Source organism: Pseudomonas sp. E1BtOHC1 (assembly GCF_058744285.1).
This window is the reverse complement of the sequence record NZ_CP196023.1, coordinates 4,221,340-4,237,967: the sequence shown is the minus strand read 5'-3', so window position 1 is coordinate 4,237,967 and position 16,628 is coordinate 4,221,340. Positions and strand designations below refer to the sequence as shown.

Annotated in this window: 14 protein-coding genes; 5 read left to right on the top strand and 9 right to left on the bottom strand. The window is 62.5% G+C overall.

The genetic code is table 11. The features are described 5' to 3' along the window. Positions 1-20 precede the first annotated feature (20 nt). The 7 genes from ACSSVC_RS19135 to ACSSVC_RS19105 form a co-directional block, all read right to left on the bottom strand. Complete coding sequence (locus tag ACSSVC_RS19135) at positions 21-3,608, bottom strand: tetratricopeptide repeat protein (protein ID WP_492611184.1); 3,588 nt, start codon at positions 3,606-3,608, stop codon at positions 21-23. Next, on the bottom strand, positions 3,586-6,396 hold the full coding sequence (locus tag ACSSVC_RS19130; RefSeq protein ID WP_492611183.1) for a bifunctional glycoside hydrolase/polysaccharide deacetylase family protein: 2,811 nt from the start codon (positions 6,394-6,396) through the stop codon (positions 3,586-3,588). The genes ACSSVC_RS19135 and ACSSVC_RS19130 overlap by 23 nt, the downstream gene beginning before the upstream one ends. Positions 6,397-6,476: 80 nt before the next feature. Then, positions 6,477-7,409 (bottom strand): NAD-dependent epimerase/dehydratase family protein, encoded by a 933-nt coding sequence (locus ACSSVC_RS19125; protein WP_346632975.1) that lies wholly within the window; start codon positions 7,407-7,409, stop codon positions 6,477-6,479. Between the two features lie 351 nt (positions 7,410-7,760). Then, a complete protein-coding gene (locus tag ACSSVC_RS19120; protein ID WP_492611182.1) occupies positions 7,761-8,807 on the bottom strand; it encodes a sensor histidine kinase in 1,047 nt (348 codons plus the stop codon). 9 nt (positions 8,808-8,816) lie between these two features. Further along, a complete protein-coding gene (locus tag ACSSVC_RS19115; RefSeq protein WP_346632973.1) occupies positions 8,817-10,277 on the bottom strand; it encodes an ATPase domain-containing protein in 1,461 nt (486 codons plus the stop codon). Further along, complete coding sequence (locus tag ACSSVC_RS19110; RefSeq protein WP_404936822.1) at positions 10,274-10,708, bottom strand: hypothetical protein; 435 nt, start codon at positions 10,706-10,708, stop codon at positions 10,274-10,276. Before ACSSVC_RS19110 ends, ACSSVC_RS19115 begins: the two co-directional genes overlap by 4 nt. A gap of 88 nt (positions 10,709-10,796) precedes the next feature. Further along, positions 10,797-10,997, bottom strand: coding sequence for a hypothetical protein (locus tag ACSSVC_RS19105; RefSeq protein WP_232642140.1), 201 nt, complete (start codon positions 10,995-10,997; stop codon positions 10,797-10,799). Positions 10,998-11,427: 430 nt separating this feature from the next. Here ACSSVC_RS19105 and ACSSVC_RS19100 point away from each other — a divergent pair, with 430 nt between their 5' ends. Further along, the gene (locus ACSSVC_RS19100; protein ID WP_346632971.1) at positions 11,428-12,975 is read left to right on the top strand and encodes a cryptochrome/photolyase family protein; all 1,548 of its coding nucleotides are present in this window, start codon (positions 11,428-11,430) and stop codon (positions 12,973-12,975) included. Beyond that, positions 12,972-13,115: a DUF2256 domain-containing protein gene (locus ACSSVC_RS19095; RefSeq protein ID WP_080774193.1), complete on the top strand. Its 144-nt coding sequence runs from the start codon at positions 12,972-12,974 to the stop codon at positions 13,113-13,115. The genes ACSSVC_RS19100 and ACSSVC_RS19095 overlap by 4 nt, the downstream gene beginning before the upstream one ends. Before the next feature lie 14 nt (positions 13,116-13,129). Here ACSSVC_RS19095 and ACSSVC_RS19090 read toward each other — a convergent pair whose 3' ends face one another. Continuing rightward, positions 13,130-13,471, bottom strand: coding sequence for a hypothetical protein (locus ACSSVC_RS19090; protein WP_404936821.1), 342 nt, complete (start codon positions 13,469-13,471; stop codon positions 13,130-13,132). Between the two features lie 216 nt (positions 13,472-13,687). Here ACSSVC_RS19090 and ACSSVC_RS19085 point away from each other — a divergent pair, with 216 nt between their 5' ends. Then, positions 13,688-13,948: a hypothetical protein gene (locus ACSSVC_RS19085; RefSeq protein ID WP_346632969.1), complete on the top strand. Its 261-nt coding sequence runs from the start codon at positions 13,688-13,690 to the stop codon at positions 13,946-13,948. Positions 13,949-13,957: 9 nt separating this feature from the next. On the opposite strand, the gene ACSSVC_RS19080 is transcribed toward ACSSVC_RS19085, so the two are convergent. Continuing rightward, positions 13,958-14,401 (bottom strand): nuclear transport factor 2 family protein, encoded by a 444-nt coding sequence (locus ACSSVC_RS19080; RefSeq protein ID WP_346632968.1) that lies wholly within the window; start codon positions 14,399-14,401, stop codon positions 13,958-13,960. Positions 14,402-14,539: 138 nt separating this feature from the next. Here ACSSVC_RS19080 and ACSSVC_RS19075 point away from each other — a divergent pair, with 138 nt between their 5' ends. After that, positions 14,540-15,160, top strand: a complete 621-nt coding sequence (locus ACSSVC_RS19075) for a TetR/AcrR family transcriptional regulator (protein WP_346632967.1) — start codon at positions 14,540-14,542, stop codon at positions 15,158-15,160. Further along, positions 15,157-16,620, top strand: coding sequence for a glycosyltransferase family 9 protein (locus ACSSVC_RS19070; RefSeq protein WP_492611181.1), 1,464 nt, complete (start codon positions 15,157-15,159; stop codon positions 16,618-16,620). Before ACSSVC_RS19075 ends, ACSSVC_RS19070 begins: the two co-directional genes overlap by 4 nt. Positions 16,621-16,628 lie beyond the last annotated feature (8 nt).

Genomic DNA, 16,628 nt, shown 5'->3' with positions numbered 1-16,628 from the left:
CTCCTCTTTTAATTCCATGATCAGCGTCCGAAACGCACGCTGTAGCTGACACCTGCGGTGCCGCCGGACTGGCCAGTTCCGCCTTGAGGCGCCGACTGGTAGCCGAAGGTCACTGCCAATTCGTCATCCCCTATGACCTCGGTGCCGATACCGGTACTGATGGCGTAGTTGATGGTGTTGTCGGTCCACTGCCAGCCGGAGCTGACGTCCACCAGCCAGGTGTACTGCCCACGTGTGCGGTTCAGTGCCCCCGGGAAGCCGCGGCGCCACGAACTGCCAAAGAACAGTTGGCCGTAGCGTTTCTGCAGCAGGGTCTGGCTGTTGATCTGGTTCGGATTGTCGAGTTCGGCCCCGATCAGGTCGATGCCTCCGCCCAGGGTATTGGCCAGGTTGGGCAGCGAGCGGTTGTTCAGGCTGTTTTGCTGGTAGTCGATACCGCTGCGCAATTCCCAGTTCGGCCCCTCGAACTGCAAGGTGTGGTCGAACTCGATCTTCAACGCCTGGCCACTGCCCAGGTCGTCGCCACTGCGGGTCGAGAACCAGCGCTGGGCCAGGCTCCAGGACAACTGGTCACGGGCCGAATAGCGATGCCGGCCGCCGACCCAGACATCATCCTGTCGGCCGAAGGTGCGCATGTATCCGCTGTCCTCGTTCTTGCGATGCCAGTCGGCGCCGACGTCCAGTTCGTTGCCGCTGTCCACCTGCCAGGTGCGGCTGGCGCCCAGGCCGTTGCGGTCATCGTCCTTGCGCAGGCTGCTGTCGAAGATCAGCTTGTAGTTGCCGTTCTCCAGTTGCCGCTGCAAGGTCAATTCGGTGTTGGTCTCATTGCCCAGGCGCGATTCATCGAGGACATCGCCACTGTATCGGCCCTGCTCCAGTACCAGCTTGGCGTACCAGTTGTCGTTCAAGTAACGCGCCGCGGTGAGGCGTGGGCCGTTGAACACCAGTCCGCCGTAGTCCTGGCGGTCCCAGGCGATTTGCACACCCTGGGGCGTACGCTCGGTCAGCTCGATGGCCTGGCGCCGCAATTGCTCACGGAGCGCCGCTGGCTGGTCCTCGCCCAGCGCCGACAGGTCCACGGCCAGTGCTTCGCCGCTGCGCCCCAGGCTGTTCAGGGCCTCGGCCTGCTGCGCCGGGTCCAGATCGCCGCTGGCCACCAGTCGTTCCAGGGCCTGGCGGTTGTTGCCGCGCAGGGCTTCCTGGATCTGCTCGTAGCGACTGATTTTCAGGCCGCGGGCGCGAGCCCAGGCCAGCCATTCATCCTTCTGCGCCGACTGATTGATGTCGTCCAGGCGTGCCAGCATCTGGTCGAACCACAGCTGCAGCATCGGCTTGGAGCCGTCCTGCCATTGCATCGCCTTGTTCTGCGCCTTGCGCGACGAGTAGCTGCTGGCCACCAGGCGCAGCCAGGTCGCATAGCCCTGGGGCGTGGCGCGGATCTGTTCAGGCGTCACTTCGCGATTGAGCTTGAGCCGCAAGCGCTGGGCCGAATCGGCATAACCTGCGCCTTCCAGGGCATCGGCGTAGGCTGCCTGGACCATCCAGTCCTGAGGGTTGGCCTGCAGGTAGAGGCGGTACCAGGCCAGGGCCTCGGTATTGCGCCCGAGCAACTGACTGGCCGCGGCAAACGGCAGCCACAGGGTGCTGTCACCACGGGCCAGGGAGCGCCATTGCTGCAACAGCGGCTTAAGCTCGCCGGTGCGACCCAGGTCGACATACAGCCACATCAGGCGTTCGCGGAAGGTGTTGTCATCCGGGAAGCGGCTCAAGCCCAGGCGATACAGGCGCAGGGCCTCGTCGGTGTGGCCCTGCTGCACCGCCAGTGCACCGCGGGCGGCCAGGACCTGGGAGCGGTCGGAGGCATCCGGGTACTGATCGGCTTCCTTGAGCAGGTCGACCACCAGTGGCCAGTCCTGAAGCTCCTGGGCCAATTGCAGGGCCGCAATCAGGCGCTGCGGATTGTGCTCCCGGCGCCAGCTGTCGACGGTCAACTGCAAGGCCTTGCGCGGATCGCGGACGCGATATAGAGCGATCAATTCACTCTCGTCACCGCTATTGAGCGAGCCCTTGATGGCCAGCATCTTCTCCAGTGCCAGTTGCAGTTCATCGTCCAACTCCAGGTCCCAGGCCAGGGCGGCACGGGACTGCCAGTAGTTGAGGTCGTCGATCTTGTTGCCGTCGACTGCGGTGATCACCTTCCAGGCCGACTGGCTGTCAAACAGCTTGAGGTGGTTGTTGGCCCAGTCCACCCGCTCGGTGCTGGTCAACGGATAAAGGCCGGAGAAGCGCTTCCAGACCACCAGCCGCTCCGGGTACTGCTCGGTGTTTTCCAGGTTCTGCAACAGGCGGACCCAGGCCAGACGGTGTTTCGGGTATTTGGCGACATAGCGGCGCAGCCACTTTTCCCCCTGCTCGGGCGTGCCTCGGGATTCTTCGGCGTACACCAGGGCATCGAGCTCGATATTGCTCAGGGCCCGGGTCTCCATGATCCCCGCCAACAGCGGAATGCCCCGGTCGAAATCGTAGGTCTGCATCGCCAGGCGCCAGGTGTGCTCGAACTCGGCCGGGTTGTGACGCAGCTTGCTCAGGCTGATCCAGTAGCCCAGCGCCGAGGCCGAGTCGCCCTGCCATTCGGCAAGATGGGCCATCTGCTCCAGCAGCACTGGATCATCCGGATGCAGTTCAAGCAGTTGCGTGCCCACTGCATGCGCACCTTCGAGGTCGCCGAAGGCCAGGCGCTGCTTGAATTCCTTGGCCAGGATTTCCGGGCTGTCGGGCTGCAATTTGCGCCAGGCGCTAAAGAATTGTTCGGCCAGGTCCGGGCGGTTGTGCGCTACCGCCACATCGACGCCCTGGTCAAGCAGTGCCGGGTCCAGTTCCCCCGGCTGGGCAGCCAACTCCCGGGCCAGCAGCTCGGCGGCCTCGTCGCCGCGATCCGCGGCCACCAGGGTCTTGAAGGCTTGCTCAAGCAGCGGGCGACGGGCTTCCGGCGTCTGGCTGGCGTCGAGCAATTGCACATAGAGATCGGCGGCGCGCCCGGGTTGCTCGCTGGCCTGGTACCACTTCGCCGCCTCGGGCAGCCATTGATCGCGCTGCTTGGGATCGCGGCGCGCCAGTTCGGTATAGACATCCGCTGCCAGTCCCGGGGCCTGGGCACTCAGGGCCAGCGTCGCCAGGCGCTCGAGCTGCGGGCTGGGCAGTGTCTTGTAGTCAAAGGCCTTGAAGCGCTCGGCCAGGGCCTGCAACGCTGCGCTGTCGGTGCTGTTGTTCAATGCCAGGGCATCGAGCTGCAAGCGGTAGTAGGCCTTCAGCGCAGGATCGGGCTGTGGCCACTGCGCCAGGTGTTTTTCCGCTCTCGAGTAATCGCCCAGCTGAATCAGCAGGTCGAGCAACTGGGTGCGCAACTCGTTGTTGTCCGGGTGGGCCGCCAGCAGCACCTCGGCATAGCTGGCGGACACTTCGTCCGGTTGGCCGCCCTTGGGACGGAACGCATCTTCGTTGCGATAGGTCGCCCACAGCAGCACGCCGACGACAATCGCCACCAGCAGCAATGCCCAGGGATTGAGCAGCCGCGCGCGTGGGGCCTTAGTTGCAGAAGAGTTGGGCATCACTCACCTGCTTCATGGGAAGTTGGAAATGCCACAGGCCCTGCTCGGACTTGCCGGCATAACGTTGGCCCTGGACCTCGACCCGACAGGCGCTGGCCGAGCGCACCGAAAACTCCAGGTTGAATTGACCGGCAAAAGAGAACGTCACCTGTCGGTCGCTCACATAACGCCAGTCCCGCAGGGGAATGTTCGCCAGCTCCAGTGCCGGACGTGGATCACGCTCAGGGCGCAGGGCCAGCAGCGCATGCTCGCGGCTCAAGGCCACATAACGCCCCTGAGGCAGATCGCGGACCCCCGCTACGCCCTGGGAACGGCCAAGGTCCGGCCAGCCCAGCGCCGGGTCCAGGCGCAGGGTGCGCAAGCCGTCCATGCCGCGAACCTGCCAGTCACCGTTGACGGTGCGGGCCAGGCTGGCCTGGTACAAACCATGGACCCGATCGAGGTAGTCGCTCATCCACAAGGACATGGGCTGCTGGCCACGCATGAACTGGTAAATGTCGGTCATGGCCTTGATCGACGCCTGTTTGGTCCCCGAATAGAAGTGGTAGTACAGGTGAATGCCCCGCAGGCGCCGTGGGCTGTCGGTCAGCTCGAAGGTGTCGATCACATCGCGAAAGCCGTAATACGGACCTTTCCAGAGGTTGGTGTACATGTTCTCGTTGATCACCGGTGCGTAGTACTGCAAGCCGCCTTCGGTGGGACGCAACAAGGGGTACAGGCCGGTCAGCGACGAATTGGCCTTGGTCAGGATGGTCTGCCCGCCGTTGACGTTTTTCAGTCCGGCGTCGTAGGCCAGCTTGATGGTCTCGGCGCTGGGCAGCGCATCCCCCGGCCAGAAGACCAGCTTTACCGGTTTTTGTGCGGTGGTCAGGCGGCTATTGATGTAGTCCCGCGAGCCAAGGATCTCGCGCTTGTAATCCAGGTTCTTGTACCCCGGGATATTCAGGCGCAGACCGTATTCGGCGTGGAAATCCTCGTCCTTCTTGGCCTTCTCCGGCTGCATGTAGAACGGGTGACTGTAAGTGTGGGTGGCCACCTCGACCTTGGGGTCGGCAAAGATCTCCTGGGCGATCGGCTCCAGTTCCCTGGCGAGGAACGGCGACATGCCCTTGGGGCCGATTTCCCCTTCGATGATCGACACCGAGGTCAGGTACGGGTTGGGACGAATGTAGTCATCCAGCACCTGGCGCCCGGAATACGGGGTGCCGCGCACTTCGGCATGGGAGGGAAAGCCATCGCCGTCGATATGCACGGTGGCGATCCGCCGGCCGTTCTCGGTGGTGGTGTCCGGGCGCGGTTGCGCCGGCAGACGCAGGGCCTTCTGGATAAAGGCGAAGGGGTCGAGAATCCAGCGGCTGCGCTCGACGTTGGCCTCCACCACATAAGGTGCCAGGGCCATGCCGCCCCAGCTGCCGATGGCCACGGGGGCGTACTTGCCGCCCTTGTCATCCCCCAGCAACAGCGCCGGTTTCGGCCCATCGGGCAGCAGCGTCACTCGGGTCAATTCACGGGTACGGGCCACCACCGGTGCTTCGAAGCCACCGATCAGCGACTTGTCCTGGCTCAGCACGTGCAGTGCTCCACGGGCCCCCGGCGCCGCGAGGTTCAACCCCAGGCGCTTGAGTAATGCGCGATCCTCGATCGGCAGCCCGGCCATGATGGCCAGCGGCACCTGTTCGTCCAGGCGCTGGCCAAGCCAGCTATTAAAGGCACGACTGTCCTGGGGCGGGCCGCTGGTCATCCACAGCACCACCCCGGCGTAGAGGCCGGCGAAGCTGTAGGACGGCAGACTGTCATCGGCCGGCAGGTAGTCGACCCGATAACCCAGGTATTCCAGCAGGCCGCCCAGCATCCGGTGTCCGGCGTGATCGTAGAGTTCGCCCTCACGCGGGTCGTAGAGCATGGCGATGCGGCGCGGCTGCACTTCCACGGTGCTCATGCTGATGGCATTGAGGTCCGGGGTGGTGACCACCGGGATAAAGCCTTCCTGACTCAATTGGCGCACCAGCTTGCGCGCCTCTTCACGACGGTTGGGCGGCAAGTAGTCGATGGCCACCAACGGAATGTTTTTCGCACGCAGCGGCTTGAGCTCGCCTTCGAGCCAGTTGCGATCGGACTCGGAAACCGGGCGATAACGCTTGGCCGAGGCGTCCCAGCCGGCGTGGATCGATTCCACGGCCACGGCCGAGGCGACACCATCGAGCTCGCCCAACACCTCGAACCCCCGGTTGAAGAACAGCTTGAGGTTCGGCTGGCGGCTGTGCAGTTCCCGCAGGAACGAGGCCAGAGCCTGGCGTTGCGGTTCGCGATTGGCTTCGGGGAGCAACTGAAAACTGTCCAGGGTGTCGAGGAACAGACCGGCATAACCCTGGTCCTGCAACGCCTTGGCACGCTTGAACAGGTGTTCGCGCCAGGCCGGTGTGGCGATATCCATCACCTGGCTGTTCCACGCCTTGTTGCGGGTGGCGCTGGCCCCCTTGCTCAAGGCTTCCTTGTCCAGTGCAGCGCGGTCACCGTCGAACTCACCCACCGACAGGTAGGCGAACGGCTGGCTGCCCAGCTTGCGCAAAGTGGCGACATCCCCGGGGGCCATATGGCCGGGTTCGACCACCGCCCATTCGAACTGCGCCAGCTCCGGCAGCGGCGGTTGCTCGGCGTACCAGAAGCCGACGCTGGCGGGAGCTGCCGGTGCGGCCTGCACCAGCGAATTCGTGGCACACAAGGCTAATGCAGTAAACAGACGCCGTACCACTGTGCAGACACTCCCCCGGCGAAACTCCATGTCCATAACTCACTCTTCAAGTAGATCAATCCGCACAACATCAAACTCTCAAGCGCCCTCAAGCGGGCCCCCGCAAGACCAGGAAGCTAAAGACTGCGGTAGAGCCGGGCCAGGCCTTCGGTCAGGCTGGTTGGCGTCCCCAGGTCGAAGCGCTCCAGCAAACGCCGGTTGTCGGCCTTCGAATGACGGATATCGCCGGAACGGGCCGCCCCATGGCTGACATTCAGTGGTTGGCCGCTGATCTGTTCCAGCGCGGCAATCAGGTCGTTGAGCGAAGTCACGCCACTGAGGCCGACGTTGGTGGCATCCACTGCAGGTGTCGGGCGTTCGAGGCCCTGGACCAGGATCTTCACCAGATCCTCGACATAGACAAAGTCGCGGGTTTGACCGCCGTCACCGAACACGGTGATGGGGCGTGCGCTCTTGGCCCGTTCGCTGAAGATGCTGATCACGCCGGAGTACGGCGACGATGGGTCCTGGCGCGGGCCGAAGATATTGAAAAAGCGCAGGATGACCGGCTCCAGGCCATGCTGACGACGGTAGAAATCCAGGTAGTACTCGCTGGCGAGCTTGTCCGCCGCATAGGGCGTAAGGGGAGACTTGGGCGTGTCTTCGTGTATCGGGGTGCCCTCCCCGTTATTGCCATAAACCGCCGCACTGGACGCAAACACGACTCGGCGGATACCGGCAGCGACCATGGCCTCGCACACTCGCAGTGTGCCGATGAAGTTGCTCTGGTGAGTACGCACCGGGTCTTCGACCGAAGCCTGGACCGATGCAACAGCTGCCAAATGCACCACCGCACCACAGCCCTGCATGGCTTCCGCCAGGGTCGCGGCCTCGGCGACATCGCCGACCACAAGCTCCAGCGCCGCATTGTCCATCGGCAAATTGCTGACCTTGCCGGTAGAAAGGTCATCCAGAACCCGGACCCCATAGCCTTTGGCCAATAGCGCATCGACCAGGTGGGAACCGATAAAGCCCGCGCCCCCTGTCACCAGTATCCGTTCAGTAGACATAGATCATCCCGAAGAAAAATATCGCTGCTACGCCGTTTGAAGCTAGCACACCCACTGAATACGCCATGGCTATCAGCCCCTATGGCCAGTATTTCCCTGGGTACTTGCTCTCTTTCAAAGGCTAAACCGCCTTTTTGGCAGAACTTTCGAAACGCTGACGTCAAAAAAACATCAATAGAATCAAGCGCTCAGGGCCGGGATACTGGGATAAAAATGCCATTGCGTCAATATTGCGTCGATTTATTATTTTTTCAGTTACACGGCCAAAAATAGGCCAATATATTGACGACTTGGGGTTTCAAGGCTCTGGATCAAGGCGATCAGCCCTGAGGGTGATGGCCCAGGGGATCATCACAACGGGTTGGGGGGGGAAATTAAATCACTCACCAGGGGCAGAATCACCACGAAGCGACTGCCTTTGCCACTGCCTTCGCTCATGCCTGTCACCGTTCCGTCATGGGCTTCAACCAGTTCGCGCACCACCGTCAGGCCGATACCCAGGCCGGCGCCATTGAATCCGATCGCATGGGCGTCCTGAATGAAGGGTTCGAAGATAAACGGCAGGGCTTTGGCAGAAATGCCAATACCGTTATCGCAAACCGTCATGTGCACGACGTCGCCCTGAGTGCTGACCGTCAGCGTCACCTGCCCCTCTGCCGGGGTGTATTTGGCAGCGTTGCCCAACAGGTTGCCGAGGATCTGTTTGAGGCGCACCGGATCACCGTCGACCGGCAACGGGTCATCCGGTCGCTGGGCACTGAAGTGCAGATGCCGTGCATTCATCACCGGTCTACAGGTCTCGATGGCGTCATCGACAACCTGCCTCAGGTCCACCACACGGCGATCCAGATGCAGCTTGCCGGTGCTGACCCGGGAGACATCCAGCAGATCATCCACAAGCCGCGACATATGCTGCACCTGGCCTTCGATCAATGCCTGCATTCGCGGCAGTTCTTCACTGGGGACCCGGGCCAGGCGCCCGGCAATCATGCTGATGGGGGTGAGCGGATGGCGCAGTTCGTGGGCCACCAGCACAAGGATGTGCCGCTGTTGCTCCAGCAGTTGCTCGGCGGTGGCCTGCAGGTGTTGCGCGCTGAGCGCTGCAATCACCAACTGTTCATTGGCTTCGCGCATCTCCAGGTTCAACGGGTGCTCTTGCTGGGTACGCAAGGCTTCCTGCGCGTTGGATTGCGCCAGCAGGATTGCCTGCACCAGTTGCTGATTGGCCTCGATCAACTGCTCGATGTACTGGTTATCGACGAGCCGGGTGTTGGCTTCACCCAATTCATTTTGCAACGACGCCAGTACCGCGCGCGCCTGGACGATCTTCTGTCCGAGGAGGAACAGTTCGCGTGCCGCCGTGGCGGCCTGGTCAGTCTTGCCATTGACCTCGTCCATTTTTTTTACTCACACCTCACCTTTGTCCAAGTATTTGCGGGTGGGACGGCCGCCGAGCAGGCCTTCCTGATCAGGCAGCATTTCGCCGATCTGCAAGCCGTCATCATCAATGCGGTACAGGCGCAGCTCATCCGAATGAGCGCTGGCCCGCACCTTGACCACCGCCATGATGCGCTGCAAACGGCTTTCCACTTCGATGTAGCGCTGGACGATGATGGCATCGGTGAGAAACGCCGTACCGTAGGGGCTGAAGCGTAGGTCGGTATAGCGATCTTCCAACTCCGAGGTCATCAGCACGGTGATACCGGCGCTGGTCAGCGCGGTGACCATCCGAGCCAGTGACTCACGAAAATCCTCGCGAAAGGTCGGCGCCAGGGCCAGTTCGAAACCGGACAGTGAGTCCACCACCACCCGGGTCGCCTTGATCCGGGTGATCTCGGTCAGCAGTAGATGGACTATTTCATCGATCGACAAATCAGCGGCCCGGCTGTCCACCAGGCCAACCTGGCCACTCTGGATCAAGGCGGCCAGGGTGGGGTTTTGTGAGTGGTTGGGCCGTTGCTCGAACACCGCAATCACGCCGGTTTCACCGTTGCGCGCGCCTTCGGCGAGGAAGGTGGCCGCCAGAATGCTCTTGCCCGAGCCCGACGGCCCGGCAACCAGCAGCGAATAGCCCTGCGGCAGTCCGCCACCGAGCATGTCGTCAAGGCGCGCAACCCCCATCTTCAGGCGTTTGATGGGGAACTCCAGTGGCGTTTCAACGACGCTGGTGGCCGCCGGTGCAAAGACCCGGACTCCCGAGGTGGCGATGCGAAAGGTGTGCAGCCCCGGCAGCGTCGGCTGGCCGCGCATCTTCATGATTTCCATCTTGCGCACCATGGAGTTGCGCTGAACGCTCTGGCGCAACCAGATCAAGCCGTCGGCAACGGTGAACACCGGGTTGGTGTCGGTTTCATTGAAGTATTCACCGATAAGGAAGGTGGTCGCCTGCCACGTGGTCATCAACATACCCAACTGCTGGACGAACAGCGGCAGATTATTGTTGGGGTTGTCCTGGGTCTGGCTTGCAAGCACCACCGAACGGAAGGAATCGACGAACACCAACCCCGGCGAGTGAGCCTGGACCTCGCTGACGATGCGCCGCAGCACCTCATTGAGGTCGCCGGCCTGGGTGTCGTCGGCCAGGTTGATGTAGTGAATCGACTGGTTGATCGCTGCGCTATCGAAAAAATCGAACTGTTGCTGATACCGGAGCATCTTCAGCGGCGGCTCCCCGAGCACCGTAAAGAACAGCGCCGGACGCTCCGGCGTCGCCAGGGCAAACATCATCTGGTGAGCCAAGGTGGTCTTGCCGCAGCCCGGCGGGCCGGCGATCAGGTTGAACGAAAACTCCGGCAATCCTCCGCCCAGCACCTCGTCCAGTCCTGGCACGCCAGTGGCCAAGCGGTTGATCGTGACTTTGCTGCTCATGGCGTATGTTCCTGCGAGGGGGGATCGCTCAAGAAAGGCTCCCACACGCCACTCAGCAAGCGTGCAGTGAGCGAGGGACCAATCAGCGTGGTCAGCAATTCGTAGAAGGTGGTGAGCATCACTTCACCGAAAAACAGCGCCTCGGCCGGGCTTTGCTCAATGAGTACCGACTTCAGGGCCGCCAGGTTCAACTCGCCCTGGAGCCCGTCATAGAGGCCGGCCAGGCGCGGTTGCGCCGAGGTACACAGATGAAGACTGCGGCAGTAAAGAGCAGCAAGCCCCTGCTCGCCGATGATCGGCGTAAGGGCGCTGCTCATACCCTGCAAGGTCGAGACAATCGCCTGGGCGATGCTGGCAATGTCAGCCTGAGGGCCAACACTTCGCGCCAGAGAAGCTACGATCTGGCGGCTCTCTTCGCTTAGCGTGGACATGATGGGCTGATAGTGGGTGGGAAGAGTTCGATAGTACACCCTATATCCGCGTATAGAAGCGCTATTGGCTGCGGCCCCGTTCCGGCCCTTACAAACAGGGCTCCGAGGCCCGACTTTCGAGAAACAGCGTCCAGGCCTCATAAGCCTGTTGGTGCCTGCGGGTTGCGTTCGCCCACTCAGGCCCGCAGGCCTGTCGTGCGGAAACCAGCATCATCATGCTCGTCGTTGCGGCATCCAGCTCAAGTAGCAGCTTGTACGCTTCAAGCCGGAAATCGTCGTCGGATTTCATGGTTTTTCCCTGGTGGCGACCCATCTGCACGAAGAAATCTTGTCCCTTCTGCCGTTGAGTGCCTGCAAAACCACTAGTTCAAATCGATGCTGTTCGGGGATCCGGCGCCAACGGCAGCAGCTGCAGATCCCTCACTGCCATCACCGACACTCTCAACGTCCTGGTTGAGTAAGCCGGAGCCGACTCCAGCGGCGGCCTCACCCTGGAGAATTTCCAGCAGGAAATCGCTCAAAAACCTGTACAAAACAAGACTTCATGTACAAATATAAATCATGAATTTTTGACTGTTAGAGCAAGGAGCCAGACCGGCTGTGGCATCTGTCTGCGTGAGAAACACAATGAGCGATTCCCTGAACACGAACGTCCTGAGCGATGTCCTGACGCCGGCCGAAAGCGGCCAGCTGTTTGCCTGTGATGGCGAGCGTCTGCCGTGGTAGCCGTCTCCTCTGCCGGCCGGCTGGGCCTGGTGCTCGGCGACCAGTTGTCGTTCGACCTGGCAATGTTCGAGGCGCTGGACCCAGCCTGCGACGCCCTGCTGATGGCCGAGGTCGACAGCGAAGCGCGTTATGTCCGTCATCATCCGCAGAAAATCGTGCTGGTCTTCAGTGCCATGCGCCACTTCGCCGAGCGCCTGCGCGAGCAAGGCTGGCGGGTGATCTACGTGAAGCTGGACGATCCCGACAACAGCGGCAGTCTCCCGGGCGAGCTGCGGCGCTGGCAGGCCGCCCTTGGCGTGGATCAGGTGCATGTCACTGAGTGCGGCGAATGGCGGCTCGAACAGGCGCTGCGCGATTGCGGCCTGCCCATGACCTGGCATGTGGACCGACGTTTCCTCTGCTCACGGGAGCAGTTCCGCCACTGGGCCGCCGCTCGCCCGTCGTTGCGCATGGAGTTCTTCTACCGCGAGATGCGCAAGCAAAGCCGCCTGTTGCTGGAACCCGATGGCCGCCCCTGCGGCGGCACCTGGAATCTCGACGCCGACAACCGCAAGGCCCTGCCCCGCGGCCTGCGCGGGCCCTTTCAGGCCCGCTTCGGCCACGACCGGATCACCCGCGAGGTGCTGCAGCTGGTGGGCCAACGCTTCAGCGATCACTACGGCGACGTGGAGCATTTCGACTATCCGGTGACTCACGAGCAGGCACAGGAACTCTGGCAGCATTTCCTCGACTTCTCCCTGGCCGCCTTCGGCGATTACCAGGACGCCATGGCCGAGGGCGAGCCCTTTCTGTTCCACGCGCGCATCAGTGCGGCGCTGAATATCGGGCTGCTGGATGTGCGCCTGCTGTGCCGTGATGTCGAGCGCGCGTACCGCGAGAAACGGGTTGCCCTGAATGCGGCGGAAGGGTTTATCCGCCAGCTGATCGGCTGGCGCGAATATGTGCGGGGGATCTACTGGCTGCGCATGCCTGAATACGCCGAACTCAACGGTTTGGGCAATACGCGGGCGCTGCCGGAGTTCTATTGGAGTGGCGCCACCGACATGCGCTGCATGTCCCAGGTCATCGGGCAGACCCTGGAACTGGGCTATGCCCACCATATCCAGCGGCTGATGGTCACCGGCAACTTCGCGCTGCTGGCCGGGATTGCGCCCAAAGCCATCTGCGACTGGTACCTGGCGGTCTACCTGGATGCGTTTGATTGGGTCGAACTGCCCAATACCCTGGGCATGGTGATGCACGCCGACGGCGGCTACCTGGGCTCCAAGCCCTACTGCGCCAGCGGTCGCTACATCCAGCGGATGTCCGATTACTGCGGCGGCTGCCGCTACCGGGTGGACCAGGCCACCGGCAACGATGCCTGCCCGTTCAACGCCCTGTACTGGCACTTCCTGATGCGTCACGAAACACAACTGGGCGGCAATCCACGCTTGGCCATCAGCTATCGCAACCTGCAGCGCATGGACGAGCCACGCCGGGAAGCCATCTGGCAACGCGGCGAGGAGCTGCTGGCGCGTCTGGATGCAGGGCAAGCCCTATGAAGAAATCCGAACTGCCAAGAAAGGACTGCGCCGCGTGCGGCCGGCCCTTCACTTGGCGAAAACGCTGGGCCCGTTGCTGGGACCAGGTGCGTTGGTGTTCCGAACGCTGTCGGCGGACCGCCCGCGCCAGGACGCAATGAGCCTCAGGGGCGGATTACAGACAGTCTTGTGCGGTCTGTTCGAAGCTCGACGGGGCGAAGCTGGAGGCCAGCAAATGCCGCTCATAGAGGAATACCTTGCCACCATTGGGCGCCTTGTAAGCCTCCAGCACGTTGTCCGCTGCGACTTTGCTGGTGACCACGATCCGGTAGCCGCGCTGTGATTGCGAGACGCTGGCCGTCTGGGCGCGGCTCTGCAGTTTGGGGACCACACATTCGGCGTATTCGGCCGGGGTCTTGTGGGTCTGCATGACCAGGGTCGGGTCGTTCGGTGCAGTTGCGCAGCCGGCCAGCAGCAAGGAGGCCAGGGTCATGGCGGGAATCAATGGAAGGCGCATCGGTGAAGTCCTGAAATAAAGCCGGGTTCGGTGCGCAAGGGGTCGGCGTCACGGGCGCCGCCCTTGCGATCATGGTTTTTCGTCGGGGGCAATTGTCCATGCTTATCGACCCGGGCAGAACTTGTGTTGCTTGATTGTCACTATTGCTTGAACCAATAGTTGTGCCCCGTGCAGACTGGCTGACAGCCGAACTACAACTAAAAAAAGGATTTGCATGTGAGAACTTTTGATCTGATCCGTGATGCCGTCCTGCCGGAATTTCGCGAGCGGGTGGCCGACTATCTGGTCGAGTATGAAAGTGTATTGCGTGACAACAGCACAGAACCGCAGACGCTGCAGGCGGTTGCCTACCAACTGCGCGGCTATTTGCGTGGCCTGAACACCACTCGGGTGCTGGGAATGGCTGACTGGGAAGAGCTGGACCGGCGGGTGGTGGCGTCCTGGCTGACCCTGGACGCCGGTGAAACCCTCGAATAACCCGGGTTCTCAGGGTGCCGGCGGCGCACCCTTGCTGGCAGCGAGGTAGGCGGACAAACGCTTGCCCATTTCCTCTCCCAGGGCTTGCAACCCGCTCATGGGCCGCACCATGACCTCGAATTCGACAATCTTGCCGCTCTCGTCAAAGCGGATCATGTCGATGCCCTTGACCTGTTTGTCGCCGACTCGCGCGCTGAACTCCAACACCACGTTCAGGCCATCGGCGCTGGCCAGTTCACGGTGATAGGCGAACGCCTCGAAAACATTGAGCACCGTGCCAAGGATGGTCGCCACGACCTGGGCCCCCGGGTAGGCGGTATGGGCCATAGGCGAACGAAATACCACCTTGGAGTCCAGCAGTTCGGGCAAGTCACCCAGGTCTTGCCCGGCGACCATGGCGTGCCAGCGTTGCAAGGATACGGCGGCCTGGGGTTGCAGTTTCAGTTCTGACATAGGGGGGCTTCCTTGAGTGGTCTTGTTGTTGTGGCGCCCAGGCTACGAGCCAATCTTAGCGCCGTCAAGATCATTGATCATGATAAGATTCCGGCGTTTTTTTGCCTTCCAGTCGAAGCCATTCAGGGCCTCCCAGACATGACCAAGCACTCCTCACGCTCCCGGGATTCCTACCACGTGGGCAATCTGGCACCGCAACTGCTCGATGCGGCCCGGGACATGCTCGAGGAAGTAGGCCCGACCAAGCTGTCGCTGCGGGCTGTTTCCGAGCGAGTCGGGGTCAGTGCCACCGCGGCCTATCACCATTACGCCAATCGCGCGGAGCTCATCGGTCACTTGGCGGCTCAAGGCTTTCACGAATTGGCCCAGGTGTTGCCCCGAGACAGTACCCAGAGCGGCCTGCAGAAATTGCGCGATGCCTGCCTAGCCTACTTCAGCTTTGCCCGCGCCAACCCGGCGCTGTACCAGCTGATGTTCGGCCCCGAGTTCGCCAACGGCCAGATGCCTCCAACATTGCTCGATGCCCGCAACCAGGCCTTTGGCGAACTGCGACGGATCATTGCGCAGATCCTCGAACTGGACATCGAACACCCCGAGGTCCGCCGGGCCGCCCTCGCCGGCTGGTCCTATACCCACGGCCTGGCATCACTGGTGATCCATGGCGTCCTGCACTTTCCTGCCGGCACCTCGGACCAGCGCTTCGTCGACAGCACCCTGCAAGGCTTCCTGCAACTGTTCCAGGCCGGTAACCGGACATGAAGAAGGCCATCGCCCGCTGTCTGTTCCGAGCGCTGGCGGATCGCCGGCCTGGATCGGTAACGCCCGCTGCCGGCCTGCACATAGTGGTCCCCCGGTGGGATGCCAAACTGGGCGATTCGATCGTCTCCTCGTTCTTCTTTCGCGAGGCGCGCAAGCTCAATGCCCGGATCACCGTGTTGACGGTGCCGGAGCTTGCGCCCTTGCACGTACAGGACTTTGGCGTGGACCGCGTCATAGTCACCCAGGCCAATCCCGGGCTGCTGGAGCTGTGCAAGATTGCCGGGCAATTGGGCCAGGTGGATGTAGTGGTCCATCTGGTGGGCCGGATTCAGCCGGCAGAAATCGTCTTTCTGCGGTTACTGCGGCCGTCGCGGGTCTACTCCTTCGATGACGAGCTGCGCTGCGTCAATCGCAAGTTCGGCGCCGCGACCCTGGGCCTGAGCTACGCCCAGTGCCTGGAGCGCGTGCTTCTGGATCTGGGAGCACGCGCGGTCGAGTCTCGGTACATCGTCCCGCTTCCCAAGCACTTCCAACCACCCGCCGCGCCGCAGATCCTGTTCAACCCCTATGGAAGCCGGGCGGACAAGAGCCTGTCCCAGGCCCAGTCGCTGGCACTGCTGCGCGCCATGGCCGATGCCTGCCCCGACAAGTCCCTGGGGATTCTCTGCAGCCCCGCCACCCGCGCAGACGCCGCGCAACTGGCGGCCGCCGTGGCCCGGAACAATGTGCATGCCCTCGAGGACCTGGCCACGCCCAGAGACGCTGCAGGGTACCTGCAACGCACCCAGGTGGTGATCAGTGTCGATACCGCGATCGTGCACATGGCCGTCGGGCTGGGGACCCGGCTGATTGCCATCTACCCGGCCATGGGGGCCGAACACAATCCGTGGTTGCCACCGCCCGCGTCTTCCACCCTGGTGGTCTACAGCCAACAGGACGTAGCGCAGTACCGACGTACAGGCAGGAAGGACATGAACCGGTTTGCCATCCAGGAGGTGGTCGATGGCCTGCACAGGCTACTGGCCGACGCGCTTGATCCCGGCCCGCAACTCGTGCTCCAGGCTCGCATTGTTTCCGGCCTGGGGGTGGCCACCGGCACCCTGGCCCGCCAGCTGCCGCTGCTCAGCCGGGATTTTCCGGAAGTCGGCAGTTGCCACCCCGGAACCATCAACCTGGAGCTGCAACGCCCGCTGGTGATCAGTGCGCCCGATCACCGCAGCGCGCCCCTCGCCTGGACGCCCAGCGGTCGAACCACTGAAGTGTTCGACCTGCTGCGCATCGAGTTGCAGCTCGATCAACGCCCCCTGCGCATTCCTGCCTGGCTGTATATCGCCCACGGTTCTCCCCACCGGCAGACGCCGACCATCCACGAAGTGATTGCCCCACGCCTGGATCTGTCCGGTGTCTCCAGCTGTCGCGTCCACCTGCGCGCCAGTGCCGTGGCTGCGCTCGAGGCGTGAGCCCTGTC